Raw genomic sequence first — 13,854 nt, 5'->3', positions numbered from 1 at the left:
GGACATATCTCTGGTGGACCTGTTGTCCTGCCAAGGGCATAGCAGGGTAGCTATATATGGAATGGATAACCGCTGAAGGCATCTAAGCGGGAAACCAACCTGAAAACGAGTGTTCCCTATCAGAGCCGTGGAAGACGACCACGTTGATAGGCCGGGTGTGGAAGTGCGGCAACGCATGAAGCTTACCGGTACTAATAGCTCGATTGGCTTGATCGTTCCCATTGCCAGTGCTCATCTCAGGCTGAATGCGAAGCATTCATGCCTATCCCCCGCTGAATGCGAAGCATTCATGCGGCGTGAGCAAACCAAAGGCGTGTTCATAAAGACAAAACGAGGCTTCTGGCCTCACCAGCTTCTCATAGGGCATAAACCGCTGGCGCGGTTTAGCCCGAAGTTGCGCTTTGCCGACCTGGTGGTTATGGCGGGGTGGCTGCACCCGTTCCCATTCCGAACACGGCCGTGAAACGCCCCTGCGCCCATGGTACTTCGTCTTAAGACGCGGGAGAGTAGGTCGCTGCCAGGTCTGCTAAACGCAACTTCAGTCTCATACAAATGAGGCTAACAATCTTCTCATCACACAAACGGCTTAGGCCGTGTTACAATAGGCCGCTAACAAGCGGCCTTTGTCGCTTCCGAAAGCAAAACACTTCTCCCCTTGCCCCCCGAAATATGAGGACAAGGGTACTCACGATAAACCCTTCGGGTTTACGCTGGTGACGCGGGGTGGAGCAGCCCGGTAGCTCGTCAGGCTCATAACCTGAAGGCCGCAGGTTCAAATCCTGCCCCCGCAACCAAAACACTTCCCAAGCTGCCGGATAAAACCAAACACAAAACGCGCTCCCGGCGATAGAGCATCGGCCCTACGAAAAGCGAAGGGCGCAGATACCTCCATCTTGTCGAAGTCAGCCACAAGCGCAAAAATGGCGCCCTCGCGCAAGTCACAATGAACCATCTAGAGTGTGGCCAACCTGACGCTGACTTATATGCTGGCTCACCGCGAGAAAAACCAAGCAAACATTCGCTTTCGCGCAGACCTTTATGCCTTTACACCGACCGATGCGGGACCGCTTCGTTTTTTCGCAACAGCGCAATGCTCCCGCAATGCAGCCTGCCGAGATTGCCGCCGCAATAGCGATCGAAGGCGGATGGTATGCGATTATCCTTTCTGTTGGCATGTGTCTTACTGACCGGTGGACACTGCATGGGGGCGCAGGCGAGCCCAGCCTTGCACAAGCCGACGGTTCTTCCGGTTCAATACAGATACGACCCCTGCACGGATGGCCGCGTCAGCGATGGGCGGCCGCGGACTTGCACCGAGATCACGCGCGCATTGCGCCATGATCGATGGGATCCCCGGCCAGTCGACCATTATGAGCGGCGGGAGACCCCCCGCGTCAATCCTTGCACCGACGGGCGTTTCAGCGACGGACGGCCTAGAAGCTGCCGCGAACTGCTGGAATGGCTGGACACGCAATGAAGGCGGTTCTGTCCCTCTCATCCTGGCCGCTGGTGTTCTTTTCCGGCCTTCTGTGTACCTACTTCGCTTTCGCCAGCGAGCGGCCGATGTTCGCTTTTGCTCTCGTCTATGCCGGCGAAGTCCTGCTGCTTTTCCTGTTGGAGCGCTATATCCCATACGAACGGCGCTGGCTGATCTCAGACGGAGAAATGGCAAATGACATCGCTCACACGCTTCTGACCAAGGGCCTGGTGCAACTGATGGCGCTATTGGGCGCCGTCTTCCCGATGTACACGGCAATCCTGCTATTACCGTTCACGGGTGCGCAGCTGAATCTCTGGCCGACCTCCATTCCTATGTTGCTGCAGGTCGCAATGGGTGTTCTGATCGCCGAATTTGGCTTGTACTGGTCGCATCGCATTGCTCATGAGAGGCTTTTCTTCTGGCGGTTCCATGCCTTGCATCACAGCGTCACGCGGCTTTGGGTCATCAATACCGGCCGCTTTCACATCGCCGATTCGCTGTTCAAGGTCGCGCTCAGCCAGCTTCCGCTCTTCCTTCTCGGCGCGCCGCTCCCGGTGTTCCTGTGGCTCGGCGCCGTCACGGCGTTCATGGGCATTCTCACCCATTGCAATGTCGACATGAGAACCGGTTTCTTCGATTATATCTTCAGCACGCCGCGCCTACACCGGTGGCATCATTCGAAGGAAATTCGCGAAGGCAACACGAACTACGGGGAGAACGTCGTGTTCTTCGATCTTCTGTTCGGCACCTACTTCAATCCGGATCGGCCGTCCTCGACCGATATTGGTATTCGGGGCCAGATCGCGAGAAGCTTCCTGGGCCAATTGGCGCAGCCCTTCAGAAAGGATGGTGTCCGGCAGATCCTCGGTCGGCCGACAAAAAACGGCTGATGCCGCGGCGCGCAATGCTCACGTAATCCCTGGGACGTACCCCGCTGCTTGCGATCATCTCCAGTTGCAAAGGACGTTCTTGATGTCTGCCAATAGAGCATTTCCGGGAAAAGTGCGCGGCGGTTTTCCGTTTGGAATGCGTAAGAAACCAGAGGGTGAAGTAGCTTCGCGAAAAGACGGGCAGCGGAACCATTCTGGAATGAAGCGGCTCCCGGTCGGCGCTGCTGCGCTTGGCATACTGCTAACTCTTTCGGCCTGCGCCTCACAAGTCATGAAGAGCTATATCGGCGCGCCGATCAGCAGCGTCATGCTTGATTATGGCCCGCCCGACAATGTCTATAATCTGCGCCCCGGCGAGCGCGCCTACCAGTGGCGTAAGCAGAAGACGCAGGTCATGCCGGGCCAGTCCAGCGGCGAGATCAGGGAAACACGCCACGGCCGGCGCTTCGAAACCACGGAGACACCAGGCTATGTCGAGCACACCGAATGCTTTTACACCTTCTACACCCGAAGCTCCGGTTCGGATTGGTACGTCACCAGCTTCCGCCAGCCCTCGCTCGAGTGCGAATGAGCCTGACCGCAACCCCTTCAGCTGGAGCATTTCAGGAAATGAGACGCGCGTCCTTTATCACTGCCGCTTCGGCGCTACTGTCCATCGCTCTCGCCGCTCCGGCGCACGCCGAGGAAAAGCTGGCCCAGAGTGCCGGCCTCATTCGTGTCGTCGGTGAGGGGCAGGTTCTTCGCAGTCCGGATCTCGCCGTTATCTGCCTGACGGTATTGCGTCAGGCGAGCGAGGCAAACCAAGCGGTTTCGGCTTCTACGGAAGCGACCAGGAAGCTCATCGCCTCGCTCGCATCGTCTGGTATTGACGGAGATGACATTCAGAGCGCTGATTTTCAGATCACGCCGCGCTTCGACTTCACACCGAGGCCTGACGGCACCCTGCCATCCTCCACCATCGCCGGCTATGATGCCAGGAACACGCTTCTGGTCCGCGTGCGCAAGGTGTCCGAGGTCGGCAACGTCCTCGACATCGCCCTGAAGAACGGTGTCAACGAGGGAGGCTCCGTGGATTTCGTTGTCGACGACGTGGCCCGAGCGGTCGATGAGGCGCGCAAGATCGCGGTTGCCGCTGCAACGAAAAGCGCCGGTTCCATAGCACAGGCTTCCGGTCTCAAGCTTGGACCGATCGTCGCCATCGAGGATCAGCCGGCAGCAACAGTATTCCCCTATGCTTCGCCGGAGGTGAGGATGCGCTCGGCCAGCATGGATGGCGGCGTACCCGTCGTATCTGGCAAGAATGTCGTCACCGCACGGGTTGCGGTGTCTTATCTCGCTGCAAGATGAATGGAGAACTCATGAAGCCCGCATGCCTGTTCGTCGTTGCCGCCGCTTTCGCAGCATTTCCTGCCACGTCGCATGCCGAGACGATCTGCTCGATCGTCGAGGATGTCGCAAGCGGCAAAACCCTTCTAAAACAAGGGGATTGCGACCGCAAACTCTCCCCCGCGTCCACATTCAAGCTGGCGCTGAGCCTGATGGGCTATGACGCTCATGTTCTGGTGGACGAAGCCAAACCAGTATGGCCCTATGTGAAGGGTTACTCCGATTGGCCGACGACATGGGAAGACAGTGCTGGCCCGCGCCTGTGGATGGAAAAATCCATCGTCTGGTATTCTCAGCGCCTCACGGAGGCACTCGGCCCAGCGAAATTTCAAAGCTACGTTCAGCAGTTTGGCTATGGCAATCGCGACGTATCAGGTAATCCCGGCAAGCATGATGGTTTGACCCATGCCTGGCTCGGGTCGTCCTTGAAGATCTCCCCCGTCGAGCAACTCGTGTTCCTGCGCAAAATGGTGCGGCGTGAGCTCGGAGTCAGCGACGTCGCTTACGACATGACAGCAAAGATAGCCGACTATGGAGTACGGCAATCCGGCTGGCATGCTTTCGGCAAGACCGGCGCCATGTCCGCTTTGCGCATCGGCATCCGGAATGATCGCTACAAAATGTATGGCTGGTTCGTCGGATGGGCGACCAAGGGAGACCGTAAAATCGTCTTTGCTCGCCTGATTAGGGAGGAACAAAAGATACCGGGTTCGGCCGGAAAACGGGCGCGCGATGCGATCCTGGCGGACCTCTTCTCAAAGCCCGACGGTATATAGGTGCTTCTCTTTAATCATTGTGATTCCAAGCATCCGGGCAGGAAACGACCCGATGCTTTTTTGTAGGCGTTCGAGACGACACGGGCGGTTGCCCGCGAGCCTAAGGCGTTGGCCTCAACGATTGCCATCGTCTTTGGCTTCACCCCAGCGCCACCGCCATGGGGCATCGCTCTTCCACCAACTTATCAGCAGCACCAGCGCCGTCGGAATGAAGATTGCGACTGCATAGTGGATCGGATGGCTAACCGAATAAGGCCCCGCGAAAACGGCCACCATGACGATGGCCACGAGATAGATCGCGAGCACCGCCCAGCCCTGCCAGCGGCAAGGCAGGCCAGCACCGAAACCATAGGCTTTGACGCGGAACCAGGGGTCGTTTCTCGTCATGTTGTTGCATCCTTCAACCGTTCGGTTTCCGGACGTTCACGTTTCTTCAGCAGCATTGTCCTGCAGCTTTCGATCAAGGACAAGGCGACCGGCACGAATACGAGCGTCAGTGCCGTTGAGGAGACCAGGCCGCCGATGACCGCATGAGCCATCGATGCACGCTCCTGTCCGCCCTCGCCGAAACCCAACGCCAGCGGCATCATGCCGATGATCATGGCCGAGGTGGTCATGACGATCGGACGGAACCGGACCGTGCCGGCCTCGATCAGACTTTGCCGCCTGCTGGCGCCCTCCAGCCGGCGCTTATTGGCATGATCTACCAGCAGGATGGCGTTCTTCGTCACCAGACCCATCAGCATGATGAAGCCGATCACCGAGAAGATGTTGATGGTCGAGCCGGTTACAAGAAGACCGAGCAGTACGCCGCTGATCGAAAGAGGCAGGCTCGTCATGATCGCGATGGGTTGGATGAAGGAGCCGAATTGCGAGGCAAGGATGAGGTAGATGAAGACGATGGCCAGGACCAGCGCTTGCACCGCATAGCCGAAGCTCTCCATCATGTCGTCGGCCTCGCCGCCGATAGTGATGCGGTAGCCCGCCGGCAGGCTCGTCGAGGCGATGACCATCTGGATATTGCTGACGACGGTACCGAGCGGCTGCCCGCTCAGATTTGCGGAGAGACGAACCTCGCGGTCGCCGTCGCGGCGGACGATCGTTTGTGGTGCCATGGTTTCCGTGACATCCGCGACCTGGGACAATGGCACGGTTGTCGCCGGGCCGGTCGCGCCCGCCCGTTCTACAGGGATGGGAATCTGTTTGAGATCGTCAATGGTTCGGCGACCGGCTTCCGGCAGCCGAATCGCGACATAGCGGGATTCGGCGCCGCCATGCGCCCAGCTCGTCAGCTTTTCCCCTGCCACTAGCGGCCGGAGGTTGCGCTCGATGGTCGCCGTGGAAATTGCGAGATCGGCCGCCTCAACCGTGCGAAGCCGGATCATGAGCATCGGGCGCTTCTTATCAGCGGAGGATTCAAGGTCTATCAACCCTTTGATCTTGGCAAGCTTGGCCTTCATATCCCGCGACAGGCGCTCAAGTACGTCGAGGTCGCCGCCCTGGACGGATATTTGGATCGTTTTTGACCCCGAGCCGGTGCCATCTCCCGGCTGCCCGACCTCAATGGTGACACCAGCAACGGGGCTCAACGCATCGCGCAGCTTCGGTGCGATGGTGACTGACGTCATCGTTCTTTTGTCCGAGGGCACCAGCGAAGCGGCAATTCTCGCCTCATTGGTATTGGCGCCATCGCCGCTATTCACCGTGGAATAGAGATCCTGAATGTCCGGAAACGTCCGCAGGATGGCTTCGGTTTGCCTGATCTTCGCGGCGGTATATTCGACCGACGAACCCTCAGGCAAGGTAAGGCCGACCGTAACCATGCCCTGATCCGATTTCGGCACGAATTCCGTACCGATCTTCATGACGAGGCAGAGCCCTCCAACGAACAATGCCGCGACGCAGATCGAGGTTATGCCACGATGCCCGAGGCACCAGCCGACAACCCTGCCGTAACGCTGCGCAACGCGTTCGAAGCCATGGTCGAAGCGGTCGAGGATCGCCTGAAGGCGCCCTCTCTTTCCCGATGAGGAATTGTCGACCCAGACGCTGGACAGCATGGGATCGAGCGTGAAGGACACGAAGAGCGAGATCAGAACCGCGACGGAAACGGTGATGCCGAACTGGAGGAAGAACCGGCCGATAATGCCGCCCATAAAGGCGACGGGAAGAAAAACGGCAACGATGGAGAGTGTCGTGGCGAGCACCGCAAGGCCAATCTCCGATGTGCCGTCCAGCGCTGCCCGCTTGCTATCCTTGCCCATGGCCGCATGACGGCTGATATTCTCTCGCACGACGATGGCGTCGTCTATCAGGATGCCGATGCAGATCGACAGAGCCAGCATGGTCATCAGGTTGAGGCTGAAGCCCATAACGGCCATAGCGGCGAAGGTGCCGATGACCGCAACAGGCAAGGTGAGCGCGGTGATGATGGTCGAGCGCCAGGAATTGAGAAACAGCAAGACGATGACGATCGTCAGCGCGCCACCCTCGATGATCGTTCTCTGCACATCGCCGATTTGCCCGACGATCGTTCGGGAGCTGTCCTGCGACACGACGATGCCGATATCCCGCAGAGCGTCATCTTTTCTCAGGCGGGCCAGTTCCCGCTCGATACCCTGCGCGACCTCGACGGTGTTTGCACCTTCCAGCTTGTTGATATCGAGGCCGAGCGCCGGCTTGCCGTTGAACCAGGCGCGGCTCTTCGGATCGGCGCCGGCCTCCATCACGTCGGCGACTTCCGAGAGGCGGATGGCACGGCCGGCGCTGTCCTGCGTGACGACGATGTCGGCGAAGTCCCTGACGCTGCCCGGTTGAACGCTGACGGTGATGCTGCGCTCGCGCGTCGAGGAGACGATGGAGCCAATGGCGCTGTCGCGTGTTGCGCGCTGTACAGCTTCAATGACGGTCGGGATCGGAATGCCGAAAGACTGCAGCTTTGCCGGATCGGGCTGGATGCGCACTTGATCTTCACTGCCGCCGACAATGGTCACCTGGCCGACGCCCGGTACGCGACGCAAGCGCGGCACGATCGTCGTGTCGGCGATCTTCGTCATTCGGCTGAGCGACGTTTCCGACGAAAAGGCTGCGAGCGACATGATCGGCGCATCCTGCGGATTGAAGCGCGTCACGATCGGCCGATCCGCGCCGTCGGGAAGCGCGTCCTGCAGGCGCGATATGCGATCTCGCACCTCGTCTGCTGCTGCTCGCGACGGCGTCTCGAGCGTAAATTCCGCAATGACTAGCGAATTGCCGGTCGAGGAGCGTGACGTGACCTTCTTGACGCCGGCGATGGCGCCGATGCTCTCTTCGATAGGCCGGCTGACCTGCTGCTCGATAGCCAGCGCCGATGCCCCATCGAAATTGGTGGAGACCACCACGGTCGGCAGGTCGATCGAAGGCAGCAGGTCCACGGGTAGGCGCGACCAGGCTGTCACGCCAAGCACGACGATGGCAACCATGACCATCGTCGCGAAAACGGGCTGCTGAATGGAAATACGGGCTAGAAGCATTGATGGCCCTCAGCGTTCCGCGATTTTCACGGAGGTGCCGTTGGAGGCGTCTTTGAGCGGGACGGCTATGATGACATCGCCTTCACTCAATCCCGAGCGAATCTCGACCAGATCCTCACCAACCTTGGTCGAGCCGAGAGTGACGGCTTGCCGGCGTATCGCGCCGTCGACGATGGTTCGGATGAAGGCTTCTCCGCCGTCCTTGATGACCGCGGCGACAGGGACTGCGAGAATATTCGTGTGTTTCTCAATCTGCAGCATGCCGTGGCCGAACATACCACCGCGAAGGCCGGGCATGGCGTGATCGAGCCTGAGATAGGCCTGTAGCGAGCGCGAATTGTCTATCGTTGCTGGGCTTATCCTGTCGAGCCGGGCCGATAGCAACTTTTCTGGCAGCCCTTCGATCTCGATGGATGCCGTTTGCCCGATGGAAAGCTCGGCGCTCTCCTGCGGTGGAATGAGCGCCACCAGATCCAGTTGCGCGATATCGACGATCTCGAACAGCTCGGTATTGACCGACACGGCTTGGCCCGGATTGACCTTGCGGGCGTTGACGATGCCATCGAAAGGTGCGGCGACAACCGCGTCGTCCAGCGCCCGCCGTGCCTCGGCCTCTTCGGCCTGAAGGGCGCGCAGTTCGGCTCTCAGCACCGCGAGATTGGTCTCGACTTCGGTCAATTTCGCCTGTGCGACACCGCCGGTGGCGGCAAGGCTGCGAGTGCGTTCGAGATCCTTCTGCGCGCGCAGGATCGTCGCCGCCTTGGCTTCCGTGGTTGCGACCAGCTTGTTCAGCGAAAGCGTCAGCGTTTCGGTATCGAAGCGCGCTATGACGTCGCCTGCATGAACAGCCGTCCCGACGTCGGCATCGACTGAGGCCAGAGTGCCGGACAATCTCGCGGTCAGCGTCACGCGGCGGGCAGGCTGGATGAAACCGTTGATACGAATATCCTGCGTATAGCTTTGCCGGCGAACTTTCGTCACCTCCATCGGAGCGAGTTCGATCGTCTTCGCCGGAGGCGTCAGTTCTGCCTGGGCCGAGCCGCGAACGTCACGGCTCGCCGGTGCAATCACGGCACTCGTGATCCCCAACGCTATGAACGTGAGGGTGATCGTTATTTTCGCGACACGGCTCGTCATGGAACCCAACATTGTACAGGCGTCTCGAAAGCGAGAGCGGCGAGTCGGCCGACTCGGGGTTTGATCGGTCGACTGTCGCCGCTCTCCGTCAGGCGCGCCCCGCGTGAAAGGTGCACCGACCTCTACGGACCTTGTCCGGTTAGAGCATGGTGCCGAAAAGTGTGTACGGCTTTCGGACGACATCATGCTCTACTTCTTTGATTCTAGAGCGGATTCAGATTTTAGATCTAGCGGACCTAAAATCATCCGGCTCTAGAAGCGGTAGTTCAGGCCGGCCTTGATGACATGGTCATGCAGATCGGTCTTTGATTTGCCGCTGGCCGAATAAGTCGTCACATCGTTGGTCGTGACATAGTTGTATTCGAGCTTGGCGGAGAGGCCGCCGGCGAAGCCCTGTTCGACGCCGGCGCCGAGCAGGTAACCCTGCTTCCAGCCGCTCGGGCCGGAAATGCCCTTGCCGCCTTCGTATTTGGTCATCGTCAGGCCCGCCGTCCCGTAAACGAAGGTGCGGTCGAAGGTCAGACCGGCCTTGGCCTTGGCGGCGCCGCGGAAACGTTCTTCCAGACGGCCGTTCGGCACACGCACCTCGGCATTTCCGAGATAGGAGCCTTCCAGTTCCGCACCGATGATGCCGGGGCCGACCTGGAAATTGTAGCCGGCCTGCACGCCGGCGGCGAAGCCCTTGCCACCGGAGAACGGGTTGAGCTTCGGTGAGGCGATACCCCCATGCGCGCCGAAGTAGGCGCCGCTCCATTGGAAGGACGGCGGGCGTTCGTAGCTGTTATCCGGTGCCGGATAATTGTAATCGGCGGCGGATGCATTGGTCGCTGCCGTAATGGTCAGAGCTGCGAACAGAATCGATTTTGCGCTGAGCGACATTGGTAAACTCCATACGAAACCCATTTGCCATCCCTTGGCGCTCGAAGGGTCTCAGTTTGTGTTGGAGAACCGGAAACCGGTCCCTGCTGCTCTCCGGTGCCATCCGTCTTGGGAACGGACTGGTCCAAGGAGATGCATGTCATTTTGCTCACGAGAATTGCGGCTACATTGCAGGATTTGAAAATATTGAAAAATTATTTAGTATTTTTATGGAGTTGGACGGAAATATTTAACTTATTTTTAAGGAAGGCTCGAGCGTTCGGCCCTAGAGTGGAAAGGTAAGATGAAAGCATGCACCGCCGCGCGGATTGTCCGAGGCGACAACCTGGCCACCGTGACGCTGCATGATTTCCCGCACCAGATTGAGCCCGAGACCGGCCCCGTGCTCATGCGCATGCAGACGATGGAAGGGTTCGAAGATCCGCTCCCGTTCGCCTGCCGGTATGCCCGGACCTTCGTCCGTGATTTCGATGTTCGCGGGTTGCACGATCCTGATCGTGATGGTTCCCTTGCCGCCGCCATGCTCGATGGCATTCTGGACGATATTGAAGACGACACGCTGCAGCGCGCCGGCGTCCCCCTGGATGACCAGATGCTCGAGTCTCGTTTCCAGCGAAAGGTCATAGCCCTGGGCGATGGCCAGGGGCGCCATGTCGGCGGCAACGTTGCGGCATATGTCCACCAGATCGACGGGCGTGAATCGTTCGCGCATGACATCGAGACGTTGCAGGTCGAGCAACTGCTCGGCAAGCGCCGCGATGCGGCTTGCATCCGACAGAAGCCGGTTGCGGATCGGCCCTTCTGCTATCGTCTCCACCCGCGTCTGCAGAATGGCGACCGGCGTGCGCAGCTCATGCGCCGCATCGAGAATGAACCGCTGATGACGCTCATGGCCCTCATCGAGCCGCTGCAGGGCACCGTTGATGGCGTTGACGAGCGGTACGACCTCATTGGGAATTCCAGTCTCCGGCAGCCTGTAGCCGCGCCGGTCGATATCGATAGCTTCCGCTTCCTTCGCGATGGTGGAAAGCCGCGAGAAGGCCCGGCTCACGATCCATGGAATGGCGATGACCGTGATGATGACCAGGAGGACAAGGATTGGCACCATCAGCAGGTTGGAGAGAAGGAGGATGGCATAGGTCATGCTCAGCACATCGCCTTTGCCAAGCACGATGAAATCGCCGGCAGGCCCAGAAGAGCGGCGAATGACCGCAAGATACGTGAATGGCGCCTGAGTATCCCTGATGTCGGCAAAGGTGATGCTGTCCAGATGCTGCGCCATGACGGCATAGACCGGCGGCACATCGCCCGTCTGGATGATCTCGCCCTTCTCGCTGCGGGCGACGAACCAGAAGTTGGTGGAATGCTGCCGGAGCTTGGTGAGCTCCTCCGTTTCGTTGAGAACGAGATGGCCGTCGGCCTTGCGTTCGATGGCGTTTGCAGCGGCATCGGCAAATGCGGGATCGGAAAGAACGATACCCTCACCGACCTGCAGCAGGTAGGCGACAAAGGCGACGCTGAACAGAAAGAGAATGCCGACCTGGAAAAGCAGAAGCTGAGCGATCAGACGGCGCTTCAGCGATTTCGACGTGAGAAGCTTCATATAACCGGCCTCAAGAGGTAACCGACCCCTCGAATGCCGTGAATTTCGACACCGGCCTGCGCGTCCGCCAGCTTCTTGCGAAGCCTCGATACATGCGAATCAAGCGCGTTCGACTGGATCTCGTCGTCGAAGGCATAGACTGCCTCTTCAAGGGCGGCCCGTAGAACCGTCCTACCTTGCCGACGGATCAATGTTTCCAGAACGAGAAGCTCGCGCCTCGGCAGGTCGAGCACCTTGCCGGCGATTCTGGCCTCCCTGTTGTCGAGGCTGAATTCCAGCCGGCCGAGCCTGGCGACCATCGGCGCGACATTTGCAGGCCGGCGCATCAGGGCGCGGATGCGTGCGAGCAGCTCTTCCAGAGCGAAAGGCTTGGCAAGATAGTCGTCGGCTCCAAGATCCAGCCCGTTCACTCGGTCCGCAAGCGAGCCGCGCGCGGTCAACACGATAACCGGCACCGTTGCGCCGATCGATCGCAGATGCTGGATCAGTTCCAGGCCATCGCCATCGGGCAGCTGCCTGTCGAGCACGATCATGTCATGCACATGTTCGGCGACGGCGCTTCTGGCGAAATCCAAGGTCAGCGCATGGTCGACGATGATGTCATATTGATGCAAGGCAGTTGCGAGCGCATCCGCCATTTGCGGCTCATCTTCCACGAGCAAGAGGCGCATTCTTTCCCTCATCCAAACCGACCAATGTCGTTCAAGACATAGCGATGAACATTACGATATCATTGCGCGCAATGGGATTTTATTGCCTCGCACGACTCAACGCTGAATGTTTCCCGGCTAATCGTTTTCCATGGATTCCAGCCAGGCAGCGCTGACCGCCGCCGCCATTGTCAGCAGGAGCACCAGAAGAGTGCAGGTCGTGCGAAACGAGGTGAGGCCGATTGCCGTGCCCGTCAGCAGATATTCGAGCGGCAGAAATAGCAGGACCACCGAATAGGAAAACCCCATCACATAGGGCCGGCGACCGCGTGGCGCCTTGACCTGCAGGATCGTGACGAATGCGGGCGAGAGCCAGCCGTTCGCCAGTCCGGCAACCAAGCCCGCCAGCATCATCGTCAAGGGAGAAATCTCGACCCACATCAGGCCCGCCGCGAATGCCAGCCCGAGGAGCGCTCGCGAAACGATGGATGCCGCCGGGGGCGCGCTTTGACGGGAAGCCAGATGCAGGTTCATCATGATCGTACCGGTTGCCGATGCTGCGATGAAGATGCCGAGCCAGGCGATCGAAGCACCCTGCAGGCGCAAGGCGGCCGGCACGAGGAAGATCTGCAGCGTCATGAAGAAGCCGAGCGCCGCGCTTGCGCACAAGGCAAGCGGCAGCGAGACGGCGAGGCCGCGAAACTGCCGCCCCGCCGCGATGATATCCCGCAGACGTGGGGCTGGCCGCAACCGAAAATTCGGCAGGCTGAGGGACAGCAGTGCCATGGCGGCGAAGTTGCAGATCGCGATCCACCAGGCGGCGTCCTTGGCACCGATGACGGCGATGATGAAGGCGCTTGCAGCCGAAGCGGTGAGGAGCACCAGGCCATCGATCATGTCGTCGATGGAATTGGCATTGGTCGGCGAAAGGCCCGAAAGCCGCGCAATTTCAGGCACCTTCGCTTCCGTGGCGACCGTTGCCGGACCGTCGAGGATCGCGCTCAGAAGGCCGAGGAGAATGAGCACGCCAGGGCTCAGAAGGTCGGCCGTGTAGAGAGCGGCGACCAGCAGCGACGTCAACGCGCCGATCTTGGCGGAGATGAGCGCGGTATAGCGTATGCCGAGCCACTCGGCCACGTAGCCGCCGAAAGCCATCCCCACCAGAAGCACGACCCCGTTCATGCACACCATCAGGGCCATGTAGACGACGCTGCCAGTCAGGTCGTACATGATCCAGGGGTAGAGGACGGTCGCAAAAGCGTGGCTGAAATTCAGGGCCACATTGCTGAGCTGCAGCCCGATGAAGGGCCATCGCGCATTGCGCTGAAGTCGTTGAAGCACGGTATCACCCCGATGATCTCTAAAATATTTCCAGCGGAACAACGCATCGGTTCTCGAGCTGGAATGCGAAAAGCAGCAAGATTACGCATGTCCGCGATTCAAACAGGGGCGGAAATGCTTGAGGTCTTCAGGTTGGGGGCGCTGCCTTGCGGTAACATTACGGGCGTCTAAGTTTCTTTGGAGAGCTCGGTCGTGGTCAA

11 protein-coding genes, 1 tRNA gene and 2 rRNA genes are annotated in these 13,854 nt (G+C 59.5%); 7 read left to right on the top strand and 7 right to left on the bottom strand.

The window, feature by feature from the left end; all coding sequences use genetic code 11:
- The 7 genes from QD461_RS22880 to blaOXA form a co-directional block, all read left to right on the top strand.
- Positions 1–216, top strand: a 23S ribosomal RNA gene (locus QD461_RS22880); the annotation flags it as partial.
- Positions 217–408: 192 nt separating this feature from the next.
- Positions 409–523, top strand: a 5S ribosomal RNA gene (rrf, locus tag QD461_RS22875).
- A 194-nt stretch (positions 524–717) separates the two neighbouring features.
- Positions 718–794 (top strand) — tRNA-Met (locus tag QD461_RS22870).
- A 664-nt stretch (positions 795–1,458) separates the two neighbouring features.
- The gene (locus QD461_RS22865; protein ID WP_414089793.1) at positions 1,459–2,370 is read left to right on the top strand and encodes a sterol desaturase family protein; all 912 of its coding nucleotides are present in this window, start codon (positions 1,459–1,461) and stop codon (positions 2,368–2,370) included.
- A gap of 199 nt (positions 2,371–2,569) precedes the next feature.
- Positions 2,570–2,941: a hypothetical protein gene (locus QD461_RS22860; RefSeq protein WP_184709706.1), complete on the top strand. Its 372-nt coding sequence runs from the start codon at positions 2,570–2,572 to the stop codon at positions 2,939–2,941.
- A gap of 38 nt (positions 2,942–2,979) precedes the next feature.
- Complete coding sequence (locus tag QD461_RS22855) at positions 2,980–3,717, top strand: SIMPL domain-containing protein (RefSeq protein WP_414089792.1); 738 nt, start codon at positions 2,980–2,982, stop codon at positions 3,715–3,717.
- Between the two features lie 11 nt (positions 3,718–3,728).
- Positions 3,729–4,532: a class D beta-lactamase gene (blaOXA, locus tag QD461_RS22850; RefSeq protein ID WP_414089791.1), complete on the top strand. Its 804-nt coding sequence runs from the start codon at positions 3,729–3,731 to the stop codon at positions 4,530–4,532.
- Positions 4,533–4,646: 114 nt separating this feature from the next.
- Here blaOXA and QD461_RS22845 read toward each other — a convergent pair whose 3' ends face one another.
- The 7 genes from QD461_RS22845 to QD461_RS22815 all read right to left on the bottom strand — a co-directional run bounded on the left by QD461_RS22845 (position 4,647) and on the right by QD461_RS22815 (position 13,654).
- Positions 4,647–4,919, bottom strand: coding sequence for a hypothetical protein (locus tag QD461_RS22845; RefSeq protein ID WP_414089790.1), 273 nt, complete (start codon positions 4,917–4,919; stop codon positions 4,647–4,649).
- Positions 4,916–8,044 (bottom strand): efflux RND transporter permease subunit, encoded by a 3,129-nt coding sequence (locus QD461_RS22840; protein ID WP_414089789.1) that lies wholly within the window; start codon positions 8,042–8,044, stop codon positions 4,916–4,918. The genes QD461_RS22845 and QD461_RS22840 overlap by 4 nt, the downstream gene beginning before the upstream one ends.
- A 9-nt stretch (positions 8,045–8,053) precedes the next feature.
- Entirely contained in the window at positions 8,054–9,181 is a 1,128-nt protein-coding gene (locus QD461_RS22835) for an efflux RND transporter periplasmic adaptor subunit (RefSeq protein WP_414089788.1), read from the bottom strand.
- A 252-nt stretch (positions 9,182–9,433) separates the two neighbouring features.
- Positions 9,434–10,060, bottom strand: coding sequence for an outer membrane protein (locus QD461_RS22830; RefSeq protein WP_414089787.1), 627 nt, complete (start codon positions 10,058–10,060; stop codon positions 9,434–9,436).
- A gap of 265 nt (positions 10,061–10,325) precedes the next feature.
- On the bottom strand, positions 10,326–11,663 hold the full coding sequence (locus QD461_RS22825; RefSeq protein ID WP_414089786.1) for a sensor histidine kinase: 1,338 nt from the start codon (positions 11,661–11,663) through the stop codon (positions 10,326–10,328).
- A complete protein-coding gene (locus QD461_RS22820) occupies positions 11,660–12,334 on the bottom strand; it encodes a response regulator transcription factor (RefSeq protein ID WP_414089785.1) in 675 nt (224 codons plus the stop codon). Before QD461_RS22820 ends, QD461_RS22825 begins: the two co-directional genes overlap by 4 nt.
- 117 nt (positions 12,335–12,451) lie before the next feature.
- A complete protein-coding gene (locus QD461_RS22815) occupies positions 12,452–13,654 on the bottom strand; it encodes a hypothetical protein (protein ID WP_414089784.1) in 1,203 nt (400 codons plus the stop codon).
- Positions 13,655–13,854 lie beyond the last annotated feature (200 nt).

Source organism: Rhizobium sp. BR 314 (assembly GCF_047445805.1).
GTDB lineage: Bacteria > Pseudomonadota > Alphaproteobacteria > Rhizobiales > Rhizobiaceae > Rhizobium > Rhizobium lusitanum_B.
This window is presented reverse-complemented; position numbering and strand designations above follow the sequence as displayed.

Bases quoted from the DNA above. Each gene is read 5' to 3' on its own strand.
- QD461_RS22865 (WP_414089793.1), top strand. From the start codon at position 1,459: ATGGCTGGACACGCAATGAAGGCGGTTCTGTCCCTCTCATCCTGGCCG.
- QD461_RS22860 (WP_184709706.1), top strand. From the start codon at position 2,570: ATGAAGCGGCTCCCGGTCGGCGCTGCTGCGCTTGGCATACTGCTAACT.
- QD461_RS22855 (WP_414089792.1), top strand. From the start codon at position 2,980: ATGAGACGCGCGTCCTTTATCACTGCCGCTTCGGCGCTACTGTCCATC.
- blaOXA (WP_414089791.1), top strand. From the start codon at position 3,729: ATGAAGCCCGCATGCCTGTTCGTCGTTGCCGCCGCTTTCGCAGCATTT.
- QD461_RS22845 (WP_414089790.1), bottom strand. From the start codon at position 4,919: ATGACGAGAAACGACCCCTGGTTCCGCGTCAAAGCCTATGGTTTCGGT.
- QD461_RS22840 (WP_414089789.1), bottom strand. From the start codon at position 8,044: ATGCTTCTAGCCCGTATTTCCATTCAGCAGCCCGTTTTCGCGACGATG.
- QD461_RS22835 (WP_414089788.1), bottom strand. From the start codon at position 9,181: ATGACGAGCCGTGTCGCGAAAATAACGATCACCCTCACGTTCATAGCG.
- QD461_RS22830 (WP_414089787.1), bottom strand. From the start codon at position 10,060: ATGTCGCTCAGCGCAAAATCGATTCTGTTCGCAGCTCTGACCATTACG.
- QD461_RS22825 (WP_414089786.1), bottom strand. From the start codon at position 11,663: ATGAAGCTTCTCACGTCGAAATCGCTGAAGCGCCGTCTGATCGCTCAG.
- QD461_RS22820 (WP_414089785.1), bottom strand. From the start codon at position 12,334: ATGCGCCTCTTGCTCGTGGAAGATGAGCCGCAAATGGCGGATGCGCTC.